Genomic DNA, 22,609 nt, shown 5'->3' on the forward strand with positions numbered 1-22,609 from the left:
GCCCAGGCGGTTGGGGCCAATGCAGTAGCGATTGGTGCCGATGCCCGTGCTCAGCAAGCCGGTGCCATTGCGCTGGGTGCAGGTGCCAACGCAATTCGCACCAACTCGCTGGCGTTGGGCACCGGAGCAATCGCCGACGAGTTCGCTGCCGCCTTTGGTCAGAACGCCAATGCCAGCAAGGCCGGCGGCGTCGCCTTCGGCACCAGCACGATCGCAGGCTTTCTCTCGACCGCGATCGGCCGCGCGGCGATCACCGCCGATCATGCGGTGGCGGTAGGCTGGAGTTCCTATGCCAACACCGGGGCAACCGCAGTCGGTTACGACAGTACCGCACTGCACGCCGGCTCGACCGCGATCGGCGCCAACTCCATCACAACAAGGGCCAACCAGGTCATGCTCGGCTCCACTGGTACCTCGGTGACGGTGGCCGACATCGATGCCAGCACCGCCGCTCAGTCGGGCAACATCTACGTCATGACCGTCGACCAGAACGGCACCGTCGGAAGGCAGGCAAGCGTGCTCTCCCCCGCCGGCGTCGAACAGATCACCAAGCAACTCATCTCTACCCTCGCCGTCACCGACGCCCAGTTCGATGCGCTGACCGGACGGGTCGATGTGCTGTTCGATCTTGTCAATGTGCAGGAACGCGACACCAAACGCGGCCTAGCATCGGTTGCCTCCATGGCCAGTCCGCACTTCCCGAGCGAGCCGGGCAAGACCAGCTATGCCTCGAACATGGCGGTCTATCGCGGCGAGGTCGGCTTTTCGTTAGGGGTCATGCATCGCTTCGACGGCGATTTCGCGCTGACAGCAGGTGCTACCTATGCTGGCGGTAAAAGCGCAACCTTCAAGGCCGGCGTCGCAGGTGAGTTCTGAGTCCGAAACGGGAAAGCAGTCATTTGACATCACATGACTGCTTTCCACCCAGTTCGTGACCTCTATTGCGAGTGAGGATGCTGCCAGGAACGGACCGGCTGGTAGCGACCCAACAGCAGACCTCTCGCCGCCGTCAGCAAATTCAATTGGATTGCCAGCGACCTCCGGGCTGCTAGGTTCGCTCCAAGGACGAAGCCTACTCGTAGCGAGGGGAAAGAAGCGTGCAGAATAGCAACGCTCTTGAGGCAAGCAGTCGGTGGCACCCCAACGCGTTCTGGCTGATCGTAGCTGCCTTCACCTTCCTCGTCGCTCTTGGCACCAATGTGCTCGAAATCCGCTATTCCTACTTCACGCAGGAAGGTGCCGGTCGCTGGGGCATGACCTTCAGCCAAAGGTATGGCGACGCACTGGTACTGTCAGTTGAACCTGGCTCAATCGCCGACGAGCAAGGCGTCAAGCCAGGCGACATCCTGCGACCTCTTGACCAGATGACCTTGCGCGCCGTTCCGCTCTCAGGCGAGAAAATCCGACTTACGCGTGTTTCTCCGGGGCCGGAAAAGTCCATCATCATTGTCACGACACCTGCCGATCAACCTTTGATGGCGGTTCCGAACCTGACGAACCGTGTGCTCGACGACACCGTAAGATTGCTCCTGTTGTTTGGCGGCGCCTTCATCATCTGGCGGGCGTGGGGTCGCCGCAGCAGCTTCATGCTTGGTCTTGCCTTGATGACTCTTTCGCCGTTTCCGATGCGCTGGGTGCCACTTGCCGCCCTGGAAGGGTTCGTCTGGGAATTGTCCACGCAAATTCTGTATTATTTTGTCCAACTGGCCCTAGTGCTGTTTGCAATGGCGTTCCTCACGGAACGAGGCATTCGCGTGCCTCACTGGGCAAATCGACTGTTCTGGTTGATGCTGGTATTCCACGTTGCCTATTTCGCCATCGACTGGCTGGTCCCGCTTGGAACATTGCCCGACCTCTTGCTGACATTGAAAGCGCCGACAGATCCGTTGTCGGCCCTGGGCACATGGCTGCTCACATTTGCAGTCCTATGGTTCGGCTGGCGACGCGTTGATGCGGCTAGCCATCACCGAACAGCGCTTTTCTTGCTTGCCATAGTCGCGATGAATTTTGGTAACTCCTTGTTTTCTATATACAATCTATTCCCTTATACACGCAGCGATCCTGCTTATTTGACGGCCACTTCGACCGGGACCCGTATCGTCGGCCTGTTCCTGTTCGCATATGCAATCCTGCGACACCGGGTGATCGATACCGGCTTCGCCATCAATCGCACGCTGGTTTATGGCGCGGTGACGTTCACTTTGCTTGTCGCTTTCGGCCTTGTCGAATGGAGTGTCGAACACCTGGTCCCGGAAGCGTGGCACGAGGGCGGTGCCTATATCAGCGCCGCCTTGGCGGTCGGGCTGTTCCTCGCCTTCCATCGCCTGCGGGAGTGGTTCGAGCATTACATCGAACGGCTGTTCTTCCGGGAGTGGCAACTGGCTGAGAAGAAGTTGCGCCGGTTCGTCGCCAGCGCCGGGCATTTCGACAAGTCGCCCGCGCTGTGCAGCGCCACGGTCGAGGCCGTGTCATCCTATGCGGATGGCGTGAGCTCAGCACTTTACCTGCGTCATTCGGACGGGACCTATCTGCTGGAGGCGGGGCAGCTTTCGGGCGCACCCGAATGCTATTCCGGCGACAACCCAGGCTTTGCCCTCATGCGGGCCGAGCGCAAACCGCTCGACCTGCTCAATGCGCCCGGCGCTCTTCCCGGCGAACTCGCACTGCCGATGATCGAACACGGCGCGCTCGCCGGGTTCGTGCTGCTCGAAGGCAAGGCGGACGGCACCCATTACCGGCCCGACCAGGTCGAACTACTCGACTGGGCGGTCCAACACATAGGGCTCGACCTCCGCGCGCTTCAGGCGAGACAGCTGGAGGCTCAAAATCGGGAATTGGCGGACCGAAATGAGTGGCTCAGCGAAGCGAACACTTTGCTGGTCAAAGACAAGGAACGGCTCGTAGCGCTCCTCGCAAGAGCGACTTAGATCGAGGCAATCCAATGTTCGCTTTCCATCCATCTCGGACACCCGAAGATTGGCAAGATCAGACCGAAAACGGAAATTCAGCTTTCCTAGCGCTGCGCCATTACCTCAACGTCCGCAGATGGGTGGAAAACGGACGGTAACCAATCGGGAATCCTGCAACCAACGTGCAAGCTTCCACTGCCAAGAAACGAGTTGACGGCACCCTCGCAGGATGCCGGCCACTCCTTGCCAGCTTCATCTCGGCGCTATTACTTTAAGTCAATCTTCCGCCGCGTGTTCCTTGAACTTCTCGATCAGCTTCGAGAAGTCGCCCGACATCGCTTCCTGCCGCGGCGGGAATTCCGCGAAGGTCATGACGTGCTTGGTCATGAAGTCGATGATCGGCAGCAGGACCCAGCCCTTGTGCTCGGCGAGCTTGCGATTCACGTCACCCCATTGCCGTTCATACGGATCCATCAGGATGTTGCTGATCATGGGCCGTCCCAGATGGACCAGCGGATTGTCCCACTTGCCTTCCATCTTGGCCGCGATCGTCACCTTCCAGGGGCCATACCGAACCGCCGTCAGATTGGTCTCGTCGTAGTAGAAATAGTGCTTGCGGGCCGACGGGCCCTTGCCGGTAAACAGCGCAGTCTGATCATATCCGTCGAGGTGGACCTTGTAGGTCTTGCCCTTGTATTCGACGCCCTTCTTCAACTTCTCGTCGATGTCGGGCATGCCGACCAGCGCGGCAAAGGTCATGAAGAAATCTTCCATGGCGACGATTTCCGAGCTGACCTGCCCGGCCGGGATTTTGCCCGGGTAGCGGATCACGCAGGGGACGCGGACGCCGCCTTCCCAGGTCGTGCCCTTGTCGCCGCGGAACGGCGAGGTGCCGCCCTCGGGCCACATGTATTGATAGGCGCCGTTATCTGTGGTGTAGACGACGATGGTGTCCTCGGCGATGCCGAGCTCGTCCAGCTTGGCGAGCAGTTGTCCGACATGGTCGTCATGCTCGGCCAGCCCGTCGCCATAGATATCGGCCTCCGAAGCGCGTGAGACGCCCTTTCTCTCGTCGAGAAGGTGCGTGAACACGTGCATGCGGCTGGCGCAGTGCCAGACGAAGAAGGGCGTATCCGCCTTGACCTGCCGTTCCATGAAGTCGCACGACTTGGCGACCACTTCATCGTCGAAGGTCTTCATGCGCTCCGTGTCGAGCACGCCTTCGTCCTTGGTATCGCCGTCGGCGGTGCCCGAAACCACACCGCGCACGCCCCACTGCTCCTGGAATTCCTTGGTCTGCGGACGGTCGGGGTCTTCCGGGTCCTCGTTGGCGTTGAGGTGGTAGAGGTTGCCGAAGAACTCGTCGAAACCGTGGCGGTGCGGTAGGTGTTCCTCGCGGTCGCCGAGGTGGTTCTTGCCGAACTGGGCGGTGGCATAGCCATGCATCTTGAGTATTTGGGCGATGGTCGGATCCTTGTCAGACATGCCTTGCGGCGCGCCTGCGCAACCGACGGTGGTAAGTCCTGTGCGCGCCGGCATTTGCCCGGTGATGAAAGCCGCGCGGCCCGCCGTGCAGGACGGCTGCGCATAGAAGGAAGTCAGCTTGATGCCGTCTTTCGCGATGCTGTCGATATTCGGGGTCGGCACACCCATGATATCGCCGCCGAAACAACTGATGTTCGAATATCCGATGTCATCACCGAAAATTACGAGAATGTTGGGCTTCGACTTGGGCACGCAAACTCTCCTTCTGGCTGTCTGCCTTTGAAAGGAGGGCAAGCTAAATTGCCTAATGGATTGGCAACATCGGGTCTTCCCCTAATGGCCACGTAGCAAGCCCACCATCGAGAGCGCTGGGTGAACTGATATCTGCGAGCAAATTCATTGCTAAGTCCGCAAAGGGGTCGTTACCGGCCGGTCCGCTCCTGGCACTCGCAGGGGTCGGCAATCAGGTCCTGACGTGGGTGGAAAGCGGTCGTCACTTTGAACAGTTAATGCTGGTCTTGCGCCTATTCTCGGTCCCTGAGGCTGCTCTATCAACGTCGAAGGCAATTGCTATTGCCATGTCCCTTCAAAAGGCACAGACTTGATTCTGGTCGCGCTGTGAAAAGGGGGAATTCATGGCCGCTTCTCCAGCTTCCTTGCTTACTGAAGGCGCGTCCGGTGAGCTTGCGGGGCCGATCGTCAACCGGATCGGGGCGCTCGATTTCGTCCGTGGCTTCGCGCTATTCGGCATCTTGCTGATGAACATCACAGGCTTCGGCCTCTCGAACGCCTATTACAACCCCCTCAACAACGGTGGTGCTACGGGTGCCGACTTGACGGCTTGGCGTCTGATACAGGTCGGCTTCGACGGAACCCAGCGGGCGATATTCTCGATCCTGTTTGGGGCTGGAATTGTCCTGTTGACGCGAAGGCTCGAAAAGAATGTCCCTACCATCGCAAGCGACATCTTTATGCGCCGGAACCTTTGGCTGATCGGCTTCGGATTCTTCAACGCCTGGGCACTTATCTGGGACGGCGATATCCTCTATTTCTACGGCATCACAGCGCTTTTCGCCTACGGCTTCCGCAATCTTGCGCCGCGCTGGCTCATTGGCATCGGGATTTTCTCGCTGGCGGTCATCGCACTCTACAACCTCGGCGTAACACGCGACAACCTTGCCGCCTATGACGCCGCTCAGGCGGCGCAAGCAGTTGAGGCAACAGGGTCGACGCTCTCCGAGGAACAGGAAACGGCTATCGAAACCTGGAAAGGTCTCGAAGAAGAGCACACGCTTTCAAAGGATGCGATCCAACAGAACATTGCAGCGCACCAGGCAGGTTGGCGCTCGACGCAGGAGGCAAATGCGTCGTTCCTCGAATGGTTTAGGACAATCTACTTCTACAATCACTTCGGCGATGTCTTCGGGATGATGCTGATTGGAATGGCCCTGTTTAAACTCGGCGTGCTCACACTCGAGAGACCAGCATCGGTCTATTGGGCGATGGTAGTAGTTGGATACGGGATCGGCATACCGCTCAACCTCTATGAGACCAGTTGGATTATTGAGAACGACTTCAGCCTCATATCCTTCAACCAGACCGACATAACCTTTGACATCGGCCGGCTGACAGTTGCGATGGGACATCTTGGCCTGTTGCTGCTTGTCTATCGCAGTGGCCTTTTCGATTGGTTCCGCCGATCGATGTGCGCGGTCGGGCAAATGGCGTTGACCAACTACTTGAGCCACAGTCTTGTTTGCGCGATCATATTCGTGGGCTTTGGCCTCTTTGGCCAGTTGCAGCGGCACCAACTCTATTACATCGTCGGTGCGATCTGCGTGGTCCAGCTGATCATCAGCCCGATCTGGCTCAAATTTTTTCGCTTCGGACCGATGGAATGGGTCTGGCGCTCGCTGACATATTGGAAACCGCAGCCTTTCGTGCGAAAAACTCCGGCCACCGCGAATGTCCACTAGCGGGTCATTGGCAGTCTGCCTGCACCCGGTGCTCGGGCATTTCCGCGCCGAGGTCTCCAACTGTGTTGAGAATGCATGACCGACGAAGAGGAACAGACCACCGAGTTCGTAATCGAGAAGCTTGGCGATCTGGTTCTTGTGCTACTCGGGGAACATACTCCTATCGATGAAAACACCGAGGAGGTTCGCTGGAGTTCAAGAAGGATATTTATGGATCTCGGCACATGGGCTGCGAAACACGGTCGCGCCGACCTGATGCCTTTGCTCCACAAGCAAGCGACAAAAATCGAGACAAAGTGGCCCAGGCCCCAAAAATTTGATTAGGGCATTTCGTCGCCAAACATTGGGCAGCGACAATCTTGGTTTGAGCAAGACGTCCGCAAAGGGGTCGTTAGCGGCTGGTCCGCTTCTAAATCTGAAAGCGCGAAAGCTGCCTGTCGGCTTCTGGCAAGCGCCGCGCAATGTGCGAACGTCTGATTTTGGGTGGGAAGCGGAGGTTTCGACTTCAATGCGATGAAAGAGCCGCGAGTTCGGTTCGATCTGCCGACGCAACAGCAGACCACCTCCTCGATTGGCCGCAGGAATAGTTTACCCAATAGGAGTTCCTGACCAATGATGGTCCCGATGCGCTCCGAGGATTGGGGACAAGAAATAGCAAATATTCGCCACCAACGTCTGTTCCGCCGCTGTCGTTGTCGAGGTAAAAGCCTCCGCTATTGCGCTCGGTAGAAAACGCAAACTGACCCGGTAGCTTGCCCTTAAAACGCTCAACAACCTGCAAGCGATAGACCGTCCCATTCGTTTCGCTGTCTTCCCAACTTGTCGACGAAAGCACACGTGCACGAACGACCCAGCGGGCCTCCCGGAATTCCTGTCCTAAGGTGGTCTTCGCGTAGAGAATTCCGTTGTGAACGCACAGCGCATGCGCGGGGGTGGGCATAGCTAACAGCGATATCGCGAATAGGAGCCACGTTGGCGAATTCATCGCATTAGATTAGCACCGCACCGAATGTCCGCAATTGGGTCGTTACCAGCCGGTCGGCTCTTGGCACTGTTCTAGTTCGGGGGCGAGGTCACGAACTGGGTGGAAAGCGGACGCCGGGCGAATTCGTGAACCGTTCTTTGGCCGCTACACTTTCACATGCTAGGCTAAAGCCCTCTTGTAGTGTTGTGACGGGAAGCGCTGATTGGCGGACGTCTTCATCTCCTATTCGCGCAGCGACCGGGCGGTAGCGGAAAGGCTATCCGCCGCGCTTGCCGGTGCGGGCGTCGAAGTTTGGATGGACAGCCAGATCACTGGGGGCACGACCTTTGCGGACGTCACCGAAGATGCGTTGAATAACGCCAGTAAGGTGATTGTTCTGTGGTCGAAGGACTCGGTGCAATCGGCATGGGTGCGCGACGAGGCAACGATAGCACGTGAACAACAAAAGCTCGTGCCGCTGACGATAGATGGCGCGATGCCGCCCATGGGCTTTCGCCAGATACAGCTTATCGATGTCGGCGACTGGGCGAAGGGCAACGACAGCACTCTACCGCACTCGGTCGCGGTGGCGATTGAAGTCGATCTGCCGGAGCAGTCGGCTTGGCAGCCCGAATCCCCCAAAAATGTCGGCGCGAAGCAGCGTACTTGGTTCCTAACCGCCATAGGAGCCGCAATTCTGCTGGTATTGGGCGCCGGCTATTTTGCGCTCACGAGCGACGAGACGAGCCATGTCGCAAATGAGAATGGACGCACGCGCGTCGTCGTCCACGCGCTAGCAGCCAACCTGTCCGACGATCCGAGCGAAGCCGCGCTCGCGCAGGGAATCACCGACGAATTGATCGTGAGGCTGCGAAGCATCCCGCAATTGCAAATAGCCACGGCCGCGCCCGACGGTTCAGTCCCTGGCGACGATTTTGACAATGCCTACGTCGTCGATGGAAACATTCGGAGCGAAAAGGAGAAGCTGCGCGTTGCGGTGCGCCTGACCGCACCCGGGGGAGAGATTCTTTGGTCAGAAACGTTCGACCGCACACTGGTCGACCTTTTCGATGTCCAGCAAAGCATGGCTTCGTCGATTGCCAATGCGCTGAGCGTCCCCTTCGATGTCGGGTACCAATCGACCCGGAACGGGGGAACCAGCAATCCCGAGGCCTATGCGGCGTACATGCAGTTTGTGCAAAATTCGCTCTCGTTTGATTCACAGGTCCCCTTGAGCTTCCTGAAACGCGCCATTGAACTGGACCCGACCTATGTACGGGCAAAGACGGGTTTGTCGGGTCACGCGACGGTAAGGGTCAGCTTTGAAGCGGGTTTGACCGAAGCGCGCGCCAACGAATTGGTCGCGATAGCCGATGAAGCCAGTAAGTATGCTGTCGAGACAGCTCCCGACCTTGCTATTAGTCACGCCGCACGCGCGTGGTTTTGGCTGACAGCAAACAACATTCCTTCGGCCGCCGACGAAATTGAGCAGGCGAAGAAATTGGATCCTGGAAACGATCCCCAACTCAGGGACTATTTTTCGACTTTTGCCGGTTTCCTCGGTCGAAGCCGGGAGGCGCTCGCGATCCGCAGGAGCAGCCAAATGATCGACCCCGCAGCTGCTAACGATCCCTATCTGGTTTATGATCTTTTGGCGGTTGGCGAATATCAGCCAGCCATAGACCATTTCGAACGGCTTGAGCGCTTGAACGCCCCTGGTCTGCAATCGATGGTGGCGCACGCGTTCATGTCATTCCTAATGCAGGGCAAGGAAGAAGAAGGACTGGAGTTCTTCCGGATGCGCGCGCCCCCAATGTTCGTGGAGAGCTTCGTTGCTGCGCGTGATCAGGACGAGTTTTCGGGCATGTCACTTGCCCAACTTCGGAACTGGGCTGACCGGACCTATGGCGCAGGTGGACACCTCGCTGTCGGCGGCAGGGCAACATATGAAGCATATTTCGGTCGCGATCAGGTTGCCGTTAATTTGCTGAGGATTGCGATGGAAAGACCCGGCGGCAACGGCAATTTCAACTTGTGGCACCCGGCAGTTTCCGAAGCGCGCAAGCTTCCGGAATTCAGGAAATTGCTTGCGGATCTTCGAATTCCCGAGGTTTGGCGCGAGAGCGGCGACTGGGGCGACTATTGTCGTCCCACTTCAAACAACGAAATCGAATGTACATGAATGTCCGCTTTTGGGTCGTTAGCGGCTGGTCCGTTCCTGGCATCTGCTTCGCTCATCAGTTAGGTCACCATCTGGGTGTGAAGCGGACGATCAGCTTAGCCACTGTGGCCGACGACTCGAAGACTTTCGCTGAGCCTCTCCATCTGAATCTTGCCTTAGGCTTCAAAACGCATCGGCAGCGCAGCGTTGTCTTGAGGAGCTTCATCAAGGTCTGGCGCTCGATGGCTGACATCAGCGTTGCGGCATCGGCTCCTCAGGGACATATCCAAACTCTGCCAGGTTTGAGATCCTAGCTTCTTTCCATCTGATGAGGCGCTCAGCTTCATCCCAGAGCCCTGCCAGGTCGCCAATCCCGGATCGGCGAAATGCAGCGGCTTGCTTCGAAATGACGAAGTGAGCTTCGTCGCCATGGCAAGCTCGCATCTCAGCGATGATCCCCGCTACATATTGCTGACGACTCAGAGGCATGTGCCTTGTCTTGGCCAGCGCGGCGGGTGGTGCAAGCTGGCTGACCCCGGCGTCTCGACGTGGTACACCAACGTGTGCATTGCTCGCGAGCTACAGTGTAAATCAGGCCGAAAGCGCCGGGGAATGTCCGCAACTGGGTCGTTAGCGGCTGGTCCGCTCTTGGAGCCAGCGGCGCTCGGCTGCTGTGGCACGAACTGGGTGGAAAGCGGACATCTTGCCAGACTTTCCTTGTGTTCGCCCTGTCACAAGGGAAAATAGCCGCTCCCGGCCGGAATGGTCGAGCTTGCTGGGGGAAGCAACTTGTCCGCGCCAGATATCGGCATTGTCAGAGCAATTGCATCTTAGCCTATTAGCCATAGCTCAGGGCTGCTGTCAGTCTCGCCTTGCCTCCGGCTTCGCTCCCAGGATCAGAGGCGTTTGGCCAAAATTCGGGCTCCCGAAGCTGGTCAATCTTATCCAAAATCGACCAAGTGCAGTTAGTCTGACAATGCCGCTGAGGATGCTGATTGTCGTAGGCGGAATAGCGTTCATTAGACAATTGGAACCTCGAGGCCCACTAGGCCCTCACGCTTCCAAACAAGTTTCGCCGATAGCGGACTTCGGCCAACCGGTGTGATGAGGATTCTGGCGGGCATCTTCGTTCGAAGCGTGGCTCTTACCATGATTCCATTGCGCGAAACATTTGCCAGCGCCAATTTGCGACCTTCGAAGGTAACCTCGGGCGTCAATTTGCCGTCAAGGCGATAACGAAGTTCAGATCGACGATCGGTTCTTAGCTTTCCTTCGCGCGGATGTTTTCTTCGTTCGGAAACGAGCCCCATCTGCAAGGCATTTGAGCTTGACAACACTCTAGATTGGTCTTGTGCGGCACGGTGCATCGCTAAACATATAATTTGGGCTGTCATCTTGGCGGGCACTTTCATGGAAAGAATGTCCTAACTGTCTTTCGCCGTATGGCAACGACTTTGCAGGTCAGCTCAGATTCGACTTTCGTGGAACGACGCCGATTGTAACGTCCAATTTCGGGATGCATTGGCCGCGGCAAGTTAACCCCACAGATTTGGGTCGTTAGCCTCCACTCCGTTCGCCGGCATTGTCAGAGCAATTGCACCTTAACCTATTGGCCGTAGCTCAGGGCTGCTGTCAGTCTCGCCTTGTCTTCGGCTTCGCTCCCAGGATCAGAGGCGTTTGGCCAAAATTCGGGCTTCCGAAGCTGGTCAATCTCGTCCAAAATCGACCAAGTGCAGTTAGTCTGACAATGCCGCTCGCTGACATATTGGAAGCCGCAACCATTCGTGCAATAAAACTCCGGCTACCGCGAATGCCCAATAGCGGGTTATTGGCAGTCTACCTGCACTCGGTGCTCGGGCATTTCGGCGCCGAGGTCTTTAACTGTGCGGATAATGCATGACCGACGAAGAGGAACGGACCACCGAGTTCGTAATCGAGAAGCTTGGCGATCTGGTTCTTGTGCTACTCGGGGAACACATTCCTATCGACGAGAACACCGAAGAGGTTCGCTGGAGTTCAAGAAAGATATTCATGGATCTCGGCACATGGGCTGCGAAACACGGTCGCGCCGACCTGATGCCTTTGCTCCACAAACAAGCGACAAGAATTGAGACAAAGTGGCCAAGGCCCCAAAAACTCGATTAGGGCATTCCGTCGCCAAACATTGGGCAGCGACAATCTTGGTTTGAGCAAGACGTCTGCCATCGGGTAGTTAGCGGCCGGTCCGCTCCTGGCACACTAACGGCTCAGCGGCGGGGTCACAAATTGGGTGAAAGCTGACATAGAAAACGCGCCTCCACCTATCCGGCAGAGGCGCCCAAACATCTGATTATATTTCGAATCAAGCGTAGCTTACACTAACACGCTGTTTGCGTTTGGCTGACCGCAAGGCTCCGCCAATACCCATGAAACCAAGTAGCAATAGCGCCCAAGTCGCTGGTTCGGGAACTGCACCAATAGTCGCACTCCCGATCTGCTGAAGACCTCCCCGGCCTAGGGTAAAGCCGGCACCAAAATTGTTGACGGACACGCTCACCCTGTTGGTTCCGCCTCCACAAAGTTGTGATCCGGTAAAACACACAAAGTTTATACCGGAGCTAATATAAGGATTTTGAAACAAAGCATAGCCTGAGCCACCAAAGTCAAAAAATAGCCCGCTTGCGGTGGCAGACAGGCCACTAGACGTAAGAAACGTCGAGTTAGACGGTCCATTCAATGAGAATGTGGAGAAGCCATCATCCAAATCGAAAAACCAATCAGTAATATTGGATGTCGTTAGCGCGCCAATCGTTCCGTCAGTTGTGACTGATCCGTTAGCGCTCAAGCCGTTGCCTGACACATTCACGAGATAGACTGTTGCCGAAGCTGGCGTCGCGACCATGCAGCCGGTTAGGCAAACTGCCGCCAAAAGAGTCTTCTTCAAGGCCTTCATTGGAGTCTCCTTTGATATTGGAAACGCTGCTCAATCGTATCGCTCACAGCATCAAGGGCGCCCGATTCGAACGATAAATTAATCTCCTGTTAAGCAAACTCAAGAGTCGGAAATTCTTACACTTGTATGCTGCTTGTGGCGGTAAGGCCGTTCCATTCCGGAACGCAGTTCATGACCGCAAATGGGTCGTTAGCAGCACGTCCGCTCTTGGCATCCGGCTAGATCGGCGCGAGCGTCACGAACTGGGTGGAAGTGGACATTCGCCTTTCCCCCGAACACCTCGCTGATTCCCTCCAAATGCCTTTTGGTAGCGCCTATCGTTGGCGTTGAGCGACTTGCTGTGTCCTGAATCTTGATGATTGGACGTCACTTCAGCCGAATCCGAACTTTGGACAAAAGTTTTGTTAATTTGTTAGCGCTACCTTTCTGTCTGGATCGAGGGGGGATCGATGCAGTTAGCCGTAGTGCGGCACGCAGGAACTTGCGACTTATCGTCCAGTTGGCGCAGAAATTCGACCGTCGAACTTATGGTGGTTGTAGCCGCGCTGCTGACGGGTCTTGCTTCTTACTATCGCGACACGCTGACTCAACGCGAGCAGGTCTTTGGTCCAGAAGATAATGGCACGGCCTACGCGAGCTTCCAATATGGCGATGAGACCAACGACGGCTCTTCGACTGTTGCTGTAACCGGAGGCAATGGTCTCGCGTGGACATGCGACCTGAGAATGACTTACCAGTACGGTTACTGTGGCTTCGGCCTAATCTTTGACCAGTACCACACCGGACGTGGCCTTGATCTTACTCGGTTCGACAGTGCAATATTCACCTTGGACTACGAAGGATCGGGTGAATCGCTGCGCCTTGTGTTCAAGGACAAGAGCCCGCGTTACGTGGAACTTGGCGCGCCTGATGATGAAAAGGTCAACCAAGCAAGCATAGCCATTTCGCCTGGTAGGCATACGGTCAAGATCGACCTAAATCAGTTCTCCGTTGCCGAATGGTGGAAGGAGGGCGCGCAGCCTACGGACGAACTGACGCGAACACGTTTCGACAACGTCACATCGATGGAGTTTATCACCGCCGCGGATTCCGAAGAAGGGCAGCAATCGCTCCAAATCGACAAGATTGCCTTTACCGGCCAGACGATGTCCGCCGAAACTTGGTATTCTGGTGTGGCGGTTGTCTGGCTCTTACTGATAGGTGCGATCTTGTTTGTGCGCCGCGGGGAGAACCGCAAGTGGCAGCGCCAACTCGTCGAATCGATGCAGACCACGTTCGACACTATTCCGCATATGGTCTGGTCATTAGATGCGAATGGCAAAGCCAGCTTCAACCGCCGATGGAAAGAATTTACGGGCAAGAATTTCGGCCCATCATACTGGCGCGAATTGCAGCAGCTCGTTCATCCTGAGGACCTACGGTCGGCGATTAAACAATGGAATGCCGGAATTCGCTTGGGGGCCGAATTCAACATCGAATTTCGCATTAGCCCATGTTCGGGCCATCATCGTTGGGTGCTGGCCCGCGCCGTTCCGTTTCGCAACGACGAAGGCAAAGTGACCGGCTGGTACGGTACCTGCACGGATATCGACGACCGCGTCATCGCTCAACAAGCCCTGCATGCTAGCATCGAAAAAGAACGCAGGCGATCCAAGCAGCTTAAGTGGACTAGTGAGCATGATCCGTTGACGCGTTTACCCAACCGTCGCGCTTTCGAAGCCAAACTCGATAACATCATTCTCGACACGGTGGACAATGAAAACACAATTGGTCTCTTGCTCGTCGACCTAGACTACTTCAAACATACTAACGATACTATGGGGCATGCCGCAGGCGACAGACTACTCAGGGAGCTCGCAGCCCGGCTGAAGCAATCAGTTCGCCGACAGGACTTTGTGGCTCGCATCGGTGGCGACGAGTTCGCGGTCATTCTTCCGGGTTTGCGTAATGATGCCGACCTTGTCGCCATAGGTAGCGGAGTCGCCGCCACAATCCAACTTGCGCTGAATATCGGCGACCATGTCGTACGCCCGAGTGCAAGTGTTGGAGGCGCAGCTTGCTGGAGGGGGGGTGAACTCGAAGCTGGGGAACTCTTGATGAGGGCCGACGCTGCGCTTTATGACCTAAAGCGATCGGCGCGCGGGGGCTTTCGAATGTTTGAGAGTTACATGCTGGACGACGTCAAGAAGGCGGCTTTCCAATTGGCGCGCGCCCGCGAGGCAATAGTAGATTGTAGCATCACCGCCGTTTATCAGCCGAAGGTCTCGATAGAGGGAGGCGCTGTTGCCGGTTTCGAGGCACTGTTGCGGCTTAGGCGCCCCGATGGGACGCTTGGACTTCCGGATACGCTGGCAGAGGCCTTCAATGATTATGAGCTCGCCACAAAGATCGGCGAGGCAATGCAAGTCCGTGTCATTCGCGATGTCCGCGGCTGGCTCGATGCCGGTCTTGCGTTCGGGCACGTCTCCATTAACGCCGCCCCCGCCGAGTTCTTGCGTAACGACTATGCTGAACGGCTGCTTGACGTTCTCGACCGCAACGGTGTTCCCCCTTCTTGCATCGAGGTGGAAGTAACCGAACACGTCTTCGTCGAACTCGGGCGAGAATACGTCGCCCGCGCGCTTGACCGACTCAAATCGGCCGGTGTTGCAATCTCGCTTGACGACTTTGGGACTGGGCACTCCTCGCTGTCATACATCCGCGATTTCCCGGTCGACCTGATCAAGATCGACCGTTCCTACACTAAACTGATATCCCAGGATGATGAAATTGCCGCTCTGGTGATGGGCTTGGTGCATCTCGCCCGCAGCCTGGGCTTGAAGGTGGTTGCCGAAGGTGTGGAGACGACACAACAACTTGAACTTCTGCGTGCGATGGGCTGCCACCTCGCCCAGGGCCATTTGCTAGGTCACCCGGTCGAAAGTCAACAGGTACCAACCTGCGTTGCGGAAAGGGCCACACTGGTTCCAAATCAACTATTCTCGTCGCAAGCGGCGTGACGCAAATCGACTCTCAACATCTGGCGGTTTCCCACTCCGGGATGATCGTGCTTCGGTATTGTGAATGTGGACGTCCTCGCTCCGCACGATTCAACTGACCGCCGCACTGATAGCACTGAGATTAGTGACAGAATCGCCAAATTTTCCGTGAGGTTGGATGCTCCCGATATTGCCTCCTAGCCGCAATGCAGTCGGTCGCTGCGCACGATTTTGACGCCGATCCCTCCTTATCAGAAGCGCGCGACAACCGCCGCATTCGGTCGGTCAGAACAAACAAGATTGTTACTACTATGAGTCCACAACTGGGTCGTTAGCGGCTGGTCCACTTCTGGCATCGCGAAAGCACGGCTGCGAGGTCACGAACTGGGTGGTTAGCGGAGGTCTTGGAACTTCCGCTCATGTGAAATGATAAGCGTCGATCCTTGCCTCTGTGAGTTGGCGAGCGGGATCGAAGAATAGCCTTATCCAACCGTCGCCGAGAGACGCACCGCAAATGGTTTCGTTACCGTCCAACTGCTCATCGCAAGTAACCTCGGCTTCGGGCATGAAGAGTTGAACGCGCTCAACGACCTCATCTAGCGCACGAGCCGTGCCAATCCCGAGCGCTGCGATAGGCTGATTGCTGACATCAGCCGCCATGATGGATTTGACGACCAGTTCACCACCGTCGGCGCCAAAATAATGCTGCACATGGTTCGCATCGAGGTAAGTGCATTCACCCCTACCGTCCACGCAACCTCCGTCATCTAATAGGTTAAGGTCTGGCGGTGGCAGAGTAGTTCCAAACGGAATAGACGAGAAACTTTGTTCAGCAGCTTGCAGCAGTTCTGCCCCCGAGCGGCGATGTTCATTGCCCGCTCCTGCTTCCCCTGCGCAGCCGCAGACGAGAAGCGCAGTGAAAGACAAAACAAATGCAGGCATGGATCGCATTCATGAAGGAACCTAGCTGCGGAATGTAAGTCTGCAAATGGGTCGAAAGTTGACGTTTGCGAGGGAGTCCAATTTCTCCACAAGATGCTTTATCTGACGATGGATGAGCATTCAGGCAAAAAAGGCGTCGCGCATCTTTCTTGGTTCAGCCCTGACAATTTTACTGGCACGATCTGCGCTTGCAGAAACCCCAGAGGACACGAGAGAAGCCTGCAACCTGCAGCCCAGTGAGGTCGTCGAAAAGTTTGTCGACATGCTTTTCATGCAGAAGCTCGTGCGCCCTGCTTTCGAAACTTGGGTGGTTGAGGACTACATCCAACACAAGCCGAGCATGGGCGACGGAAGGGAAACGGTCATCCGATTTCTTGAGGACATCTTCGAAAGGATGCCTGATCGTTCCTACCGAATCCATCGGGTCATTGCGTCCGGAGACTTGGTTGCCGTGCACTATCATACACAGGCCAATGCCAATGAATTAGGACTAGCGATTGTGGATATATTCCGAGTGAGAAACTGCAAAATTGTTGAACATTGGGATGTCGTTCAGCCTGTCCCCGAGACATCCCAAAACGACAACACAATGTTTTGAAGCCACAGTCGGCCTCAATGCCGGTTAGTGCGTAAGGGCCGGAATTGGGACGTTAGCAGCTGGTCTGCTGCTGGCTCTCATCTAGGTAGGCGGCGAGGTCACGACGTGGGTGGAAGGCGGACGAAGCGCTGATGCTTTACCCGTTAGGTTGGATCGTCGGGCCGACTAGTAACCTTAGCTACCCCTCACCCGAGGAGCGACCCTCGATATCCTGGTCGACCTCGAAATTGCCTAGTCGGGAGGCTTATCGGATTTGTCCGGTCTATCTCGCGGAACGGGGCCCAAAGGATTCCCTCTTGTTTGGTTGGATCCAAGTCTTGCCCAAGTTGATCGGGCCCGTTTGTCCGGAGTTCGACTGAGGTCATAGAATCTAAACCTCTTTGTCATTTGGTGTCCCCAAGCTTGCAAAACTGCAGTGTGAGCCTCTCCTGACTAAGGGTACCTTTTCAGTTGGAGTTATCTTGGACCTTCAGGATGCGGTAAACGCTGAAACAACCATCCAAACATCTACCATGTCGCCCGATGTTGCCTCGATAGCTGGAGTGCCGCAATCAATCGTCAGCCTTTGGGTCGTTAGCAGTCAGTCTGCTCCTGGCAGACGCCCAGCTCGGCGATCACGGCACAAACTGGGTGGAAAGGAGACATGGTGCAGTGTAGCGTTTTCGATGGTGGGTGGCGCGTAGCTCAGCAGGGGTAGAGCGTCAGCTGAAATAGCGCTGGAGGTCCTTCGTTCGATTCGAGGCCGTCACCCACTGCCAAAGATCGACCGGCAACTATTGGGTGGGAAGCGGACACTCGCAAGAGTTTGCTTGTAAGAAGTAAGTCGCTGCGGAATATAGTTGAGCCCATCAAAGATGGTCGTGCTCGCCGGGGGAACCAGCTTGTCCGGACCAGACATATTCCTGTCTTACAACCGTGAGGACGCCGCGCGGGCGAAGCAATTTGCCGACGCGCTAGCCGCCGAGGGTTTCGGCGTCTGGTGGGATGCAACCCTGCGCTCAGGCGAGAACTATGACGAAGTGACCGAGGCGGCGTTGATCGAGGCGCGAGCCGTCGTCGTGTTGTGGTCTGCCAAATCGGTCGTCTCGCGCTGGGTGCGCGCCGAAGCCACCGAGGCCGAGCGTGCGGGCAAACTGGTCCCGGCGATGATCGAGGACTGCAAGCGCCCAATCATGTTTGAGCTCAAGCAGTCCGCCGAACTCTCGCACTGGAAGGGCAATCGCAAGGATTTTGCCTGGCTGGCGTTCGTCGAGGATCTGCACCGACATGTCGGCAAGTCCGGAGACCAGGCCGAAGATGCACCGGTTCCCAATCCCGCGGCAACGCCTCCAAAGTCCGATTGGCGGCGTCTGTGGCCGTCGGTCGCGATATTGTTAGTAGTCTTGCTCGGGGCCGTGATTGCGTGGACGCAATTCGGGCGGGACACGTCCGGGGCCCCTGGCTCGGTCGAAATCATGGTGTTGTCGTTTACACCGGCGGGCAACGATCCTCGTGAAGCCGCCATCGCCAACGGGATTACCGACGAACTAATCGTGCGATTGCGCCATATACCTGAGTTGCGCGTTGTCAGCGGAGTAGGATCAGGTTTGGCGTCAGTCTCGGCCGACCACCGGATCGACGGCAGCGTTCGCCTGAATGGGGACGAGATTCGCCTGTCCCCGAGGCTCCTCGACAGCTCCGGCAACGTGTTGTGGTCGGACAATTTCGAGCGCCAGGTAGACGATCTGTTCCAAGTCCAGGAGAGGATTGCGAGTGCAGTCGCCAGCACGCTTAGCGTGTCGCTCGACGTCGGGATCGAATCGCGTGACTACGGTGGGACAAGTAATCCCGAAGCCTATGCCAATTACTTCAAGGGTCGCGTCGCGCGATGGACTGGCGATCCGGGCCGCTTCAGTTACCTCGAACGGGCTGTCGCTCTCGACCCGAACTATATCAAGGCCTGGGCCGAACTCGCCTATGCCAATGGGCTGGCGCTCTATGCTGACAACAGCTGGGAGGAAGCAGACCAGTACCTGAAGCGGATGGACCAGGCATCCACCAAGGCGCTCGAATTGAATCCAAACCTTTGGGTCGGGCAGCAAGCCCGAGCCTGGTACGCAATCGCAACCGACGATTTCACTTCGGCAGACGAGCAGATTCGGTTGGCCGACAAGCAGGACAAGGGCATCGATCCCGACATGCGCCTGACGCAAGCACTCGCCGCGTTCCAGTTCGGCCGATATCACAAATCTGCCGAATTGAGGCAGTCGCTGGCCACGATCGATCCCATCTATGGCGACGATCCCGAGCGCATCTCCGACCTTCTTAGCCTTCGCCAGTTCGACGCGGCTATCGCGGAATACGATCGTCTCATGAAGATCAAACCGGGCGGTGCGGCGGGCTATTCACCGTTCGTATTCTGGGCATTGCTGCTCAAAGGCGAAACTGCAAAGGCCAAGGAATTCGCCATCCAGAAGAAGCTTCCGCCTCCAATGCAGAGCGCGCCAAACTTTAGATACGATCCGGAAACATTTCCAAATCTGCCTCTTGCCGAACTGCGCAAATGGGCCGAACGAAAATTCAAATCGAGTGGGCGCAACCAGCTTCTCTCCAGTTCCTTTTTTGCCAGCCAGATGGGCGACCAGGAGCTGGCGCTGAGCTACCTTCGCGTCGCCTTCGAGCATAAGGGCATCGGCTGGAACCAGTACATCTGGCATCCGGCGCTCGCACCTCTGCGCAAGACCCCTGAGTTCGCGAAGTGGATCGAAGAACGTGGACTTGCCGCAGCCTGGCGCAAGAGCGGCGAATGGAGCGACTATTGCAAGCCGGTGTCGGAAACCGAAATCACCTGCACCTGAACGTCCGCAAGTGGGTCGTTGCCAGCCGGTCCGCTCCTGGCACCCTGCCAGCTTGGCGTTCAGGTCACGAACTGGGTGGAAAGCGGTCGTTAGGGGGCAATCAACGTCACCAGTTTCTGGCGGGTGCCCTGCCCTCAGTTTGTATGTTGGCGATGTCACGATAATTCTCCGCCAATTCTGCAAGCCCGGAACCTTCGGCAGCATTTCTCGCACCCAGAAGCGCGTTGAGACGATTGGGTGAACCACTCAAGACTTCTTCAAACTGCACAAGCGCCTCATGATGGTCGCCAGACAGCAAGAGCATTTCTGCGTAAAGTTCTCGTGCCGGCACAACCTCACCCGGGGTAACGGGGTGCTTGTCCACCGCATCTTCGCGGTCAGCGGCTGCTCGGGCCAATGTTTGGGCTTCTCTCCCGTCACCCTCATCCCAAGCGATCCACGCAGACAGGGCATCAATCTGCACCTGCACCTCTTCGCGCCAGTATGGCAGGGCGGTTGGGCCGAGAGCGCACTGCAATTGCTGCAACTCTGTCAGCGACTGCCGAGCATGGTCGAGATTGCCATTTCGGGCAGCACCTAGCCCCCTGGCAAAGTGATGGATGGCCTGTGCCCAGGGATATTCCGACCACGGAAACTCTGGATGGCCCAGCTCGAGCTGTTCGGCCTCATCCCATGCGCGCCGCTCGATCGCATAGCGCGCGGGCAAAGCGGCGAAGGTGAAGGCGACCTTGAAATTCTCCGGGCTGGTAGCACCGATGCCAGCAAGCTGTTCGAGCAACTGCGCCGCCTCGTCATCGCGGGCAGACTGCATCATGGCGTACATCAGATAGTCCATCGAGTGCAGCCCTTCATCATAGTGACCGGGCAGGTTCGCACTCTCGGTAAACTCGGCGGCCGAGCGGGTGGAATCGTGGTTTGATGCGAGTGACTGGTCCCACATGCCAAGGCGTGTGAAGATATGCGAGGGCATGTGTTGCGCATGGGCGGAGTCGGGAGCCGAATCCGCGTAAACTAGTGCGGCCGGCAAAGCGAGGTGGGCCATTCCGGGAAGGTCATACGCGTGGATCGTGTAATGCAGCATGCCGGGATGTTCGGGCAGACTCTCTCCCACCCAGTTGAGCAGGCCCGCCGCGTGGAACTGGTTGGCGTAACTCTTGTCGCGCGGGTCAGCCGTGGCGAGTAGCGCAAGTGCGTAGAAGGTTGCAGCCTCCGGATCATCGAGATTGGCAACATAGACCTCGGCCATCGCCTCCTCATAGGCGAGTGCCCGCGCGTCATGGGTTTGCGGGTCATTGCTGCTGAAGAACTGGCGCAGCGCGTTGAAATAGGATTGCTCTCTCGCCGTGCTGCCGGACAAGTCAGCCTCGGCGAGGATGTTCATGCCATCCTCAAGCTGCGCAGCCGATGGCGGAGCCCACAGCGGATGCCAGATGCTCATGGCCGCACCCCAGCGGGCCATGGCGCAATCGGGATATTGCGCCATCATCTCCGCGAACAGGCGCGTAGTCGCCGGATATTCGAACGAATGCAAGAGTTCGACGCCCCGGTTAAATTCCGCCTGTGCCGGGGCACTGCATGAGACTTCAAACTTCAATGAGCTATCAGCTTCTTGTGATTGGGCCGAAACCGGCCAAGCCGCCAACACTGCGAATAATGACCGAGATACCGACTTCATGTGAATTTCCCTCCCCATTGGAAGGGTACCAGTATCGGTTCATAATCCCAAACTGGACGCGATCGTCCGCAACGGGGTCGTTAGCAGCTGATCCGCTTGTGGCTTTTGCTTAGCTCAGCTGTGAGGTCACGAGTTGGGTGGAAAGAGGACGAAATCTGCAATGATTTTCGGCTGGGGCGCGGTGGTCGCACGTCTTATGCCACTGCGGCACTACCTTGCCTATAAGGCAGCCCCAGCGATGTCATCGATCGCTTTGGGCGGCAGGACATTATCCGTCTGCGAAAATTGTCGCATTATTACATAGCCTCAATTGAGAGTCTCATTTCGGGACAAGGGGTAACTCACCTATCGAAAGGTAAATATCGGCGAAGTTCTTTTCGGGATACCTGAAGAACACGGGCACGATTCCATCGGATGAAGGTGAGGAGAAGTTATGAAAAGTTTGACTTCAATCGTAGCCATCTCGGTCGGCCTTTCGGTCCCCACCGCGGCAAATGCAGCGACGGTAATATCATTCAATATCGCACCCGGAAGTCAAGCTGCCACATTTCAGTCGGGCATTGGCCCTTTGAACTTGGTAAGCTGTAATTCCGGGCCAACTGGCTGCGCAGGCAATTTTACGGCCAGCGGCACTTTCGCTATGAATCCCGGGTGGAAACTCGTCGGTGCAACGCTCACGACCGGCCCCGCCACTAAACCTTCGAACAACATCAATTTCGCATCAGCGACGCTGAATGGAACTCCATTCACATTCTTCAGCCCTAACGGAGGTATTTCTGAATTTGGCATCCTACAGCCGATAATGATGCAAGCAGTCAATAATTTGAATGTTTCCGGCTACACGGGCGGTCGCGCGAGCTTTGCCGGCACACTGACATTCGCGCAGGCCGTTCCCGAGCCAGCCACTTGGGTTATGATGATCGTGGGCTTTGGGGCAATTGGCTTTGCTACGCGGCGCCGAAAGGACACGAAAGCGAGCGGACGAAGCCAAATTTCATACGCCTAAGCGCGCTGATCGCCTAAAGTCAAAAATTGGGTCGTTAGCGGCTGGTCCGCTCTTGGCGCTCGCGTTGCTCGGCGGGAGCGTCACAAACTGGGTGGAAAGCGGACAGCCAACGGTGAATTTTGTCTCCCACCAATATGGAGAGGAAC

Annotated in this window: 15 protein-coding genes, 1 tRNA gene and 1 pseudogene; 11 read left to right on the forward strand and 6 right to left on the reverse strand. The window is 56.8% G+C overall.

Going from position 1 to position 22,609, the window contains the following annotated elements:
• Positions 1-876, forward strand: a pseudogene (locus GRI89_RS12540) (YadA-like family protein); the annotation flags it as partial.
• Between the two features lie 221 nt (positions 877-1,097).
• Positions 1,098-2,927: a PDZ domain-containing protein gene (locus GRI89_RS12545; RefSeq protein WP_159796096.1), complete on the forward strand. Its 1,830-nt coding sequence runs from the start codon at positions 1,098-1,100 to the stop codon at positions 2,925-2,927.
• Between the two features lie 258 nt (positions 2,928-3,185).
• On the opposite strand, the gene GRI89_RS12550 is transcribed toward GRI89_RS12545, so the two are convergent.
• On the reverse strand, positions 3,186-4,646 hold the full coding sequence (locus tag GRI89_RS12550) for an arylsulfatase (RefSeq protein ID WP_201290929.1): 1,461 nt from the start codon (positions 4,644-4,646) through the stop codon (positions 3,186-3,188).
• 383 nt (positions 4,647-5,029) lie between these two features.
• Between GRI89_RS12550 and GRI89_RS12555 the strand changes: the two genes are divergently transcribed.
• From GRI89_RS12555 to GRI89_RS12570, 3 genes are all read left to right on the forward strand, one after another.
• Complete coding sequence (locus GRI89_RS12555) at positions 5,030-6,370, forward strand: DUF418 domain-containing protein (RefSeq protein WP_159796102.1); 1,341 nt, start codon at positions 5,030-5,032, stop codon at positions 6,368-6,370.
• Positions 6,371-6,445: 75 nt separating this feature from the next.
• Entirely contained in the window at positions 6,446-6,694 is a 249-nt protein-coding gene (locus tag GRI89_RS12560) for a hypothetical protein (RefSeq protein ID WP_159796105.1), read from the forward strand.
• Between the two features lie 863 nt (positions 6,695-7,557).
• Positions 7,558-9,516: a TIR domain-containing protein gene (locus tag GRI89_RS12570; protein ID WP_159796111.1), complete on the forward strand. Its 1,959-nt coding sequence runs from the start codon at positions 7,558-7,560 to the stop codon at positions 9,514-9,516.
• Between the two features lie 155 nt (positions 9,517-9,671).
• Here the strand turns inward: GRI89_RS12570 and GRI89_RS12575 are convergent, their stop codons facing one another.
• Positions 9,672-9,926 carry a hypothetical protein gene (locus GRI89_RS12575; protein ID WP_159796114.1) on the reverse strand — a complete coding sequence of 85 codons (255 nt, stop codon included), beginning with the start codon at positions 9,924-9,926 and terminating at the stop codon, positions 9,672-9,674.
• Positions 9,927-10,514: 588 nt separating this feature from the next.
• Positions 10,515-10,907 carry a hypothetical protein gene (locus GRI89_RS12580; protein WP_159796117.1) on the reverse strand — a complete coding sequence of 131 codons (393 nt, stop codon included), beginning with the start codon at positions 10,905-10,907 and terminating at the stop codon, positions 10,515-10,517.
• A 484-nt stretch (positions 10,908-11,391) separates the two neighbouring features.
• Between GRI89_RS12580 and GRI89_RS12585 the strand changes: the two genes are divergently transcribed.
• The gene (locus GRI89_RS12585) at positions 11,392-11,640 is read left to right on the forward strand and encodes a hypothetical protein (RefSeq protein WP_159796120.1); all 249 of its coding nucleotides are present in this window, start codon (positions 11,392-11,394) and stop codon (positions 11,638-11,640) included.
• A gap of 196 nt (positions 11,641-11,836) precedes the next feature.
• On the opposite strand, the gene GRI89_RS18055 is transcribed toward GRI89_RS12585, so the two are convergent.
• The gene (locus GRI89_RS18055; RefSeq protein WP_235913335.1) at positions 11,837-12,427 is read right to left on the reverse strand and encodes a PEPxxWA-CTERM sorting domain-containing protein; all 591 of its coding nucleotides are present in this window, start codon (positions 12,425-12,427) and stop codon (positions 11,837-11,839) included.
• Positions 12,428-12,876: 449 nt separating this feature from the next.
• Here GRI89_RS18055 and GRI89_RS12595 point away from each other — a divergent pair, with 449 nt between their 5' ends.
• Positions 12,877-15,426 (forward strand): putative bifunctional diguanylate cyclase/phosphodiesterase, encoded by a 2,550-nt coding sequence (locus tag GRI89_RS12595; RefSeq protein ID WP_235913337.1) that lies wholly within the window; start codon positions 12,877-12,879, stop codon positions 15,424-15,426.
• Positions 15,427-15,822: 396 nt separating this feature from the next.
• On the opposite strand, the gene GRI89_RS12600 is transcribed toward GRI89_RS12595, so the two are convergent.
• Entirely contained in the window at positions 15,823-16,356 is a 534-nt protein-coding gene (locus GRI89_RS12600; protein WP_235913343.1) for a hypothetical protein, read from the reverse strand.
• A 103-nt stretch (positions 16,357-16,459) separates the two neighbouring features.
• Between GRI89_RS12600 and GRI89_RS12605 the strand changes: the two genes are divergently transcribed.
• The 3 genes from GRI89_RS12605 (at position 16,460) to GRI89_RS12615 (ending at position 19,782) form a co-directional block, all read left to right on the forward strand.
• On the forward strand, positions 16,460-16,945 hold the full coding sequence (locus tag GRI89_RS12605; RefSeq protein ID WP_159796129.1) for a nuclear transport factor 2 family protein: 486 nt from the start codon (positions 16,460-16,462) through the stop codon (positions 16,943-16,945).
• Between the two features lie 671 nt (positions 16,946-17,616).
• Positions 17,617-17,696, forward strand: a tRNA-Phe gene (locus GRI89_RS12610).
• Between the two features lie 103 nt (positions 17,697-17,799).
• A complete protein-coding gene (locus tag GRI89_RS12615) occupies positions 17,800-19,782 on the forward strand; it encodes a TIR domain-containing protein (RefSeq protein WP_159796132.1) in 1,983 nt (660 codons plus the stop codon).
• Between the two features lie 106 nt (positions 19,783-19,888).
• Here the strand turns inward: GRI89_RS12615 and GRI89_RS12620 are convergent, their stop codons facing one another.
• On the reverse strand, positions 19,889-21,457 hold the full coding sequence (locus tag GRI89_RS12620) for a hypothetical protein (protein WP_159796135.1): 1,569 nt from the start codon (positions 21,455-21,457) through the stop codon (positions 19,889-19,891).
• Positions 21,458-21,890: 433 nt separating this feature from the next.
• On the opposite strand from GRI89_RS12620, the gene GRI89_RS12625 reads away from it, so the two are divergent.
• Positions 21,891-22,463, forward strand: a complete 573-nt coding sequence (locus tag GRI89_RS12625; RefSeq protein ID WP_159796138.1) for an FxDxF family PEP-CTERM protein — start codon at positions 21,891-21,893, stop codon at positions 22,461-22,463.
• The last annotated feature ends 146 nt before the right edge of the window (positions 22,464-22,609 follow it).

The organism is Croceibacterium salegens (assembly GCF_009827435.1).
GTDB classification, from domain to species: Bacteria; Pseudomonadota; Alphaproteobacteria; order Sphingomonadales; family Sphingomonadaceae; genus Croceibacterium_B; species Croceibacterium_B salegens.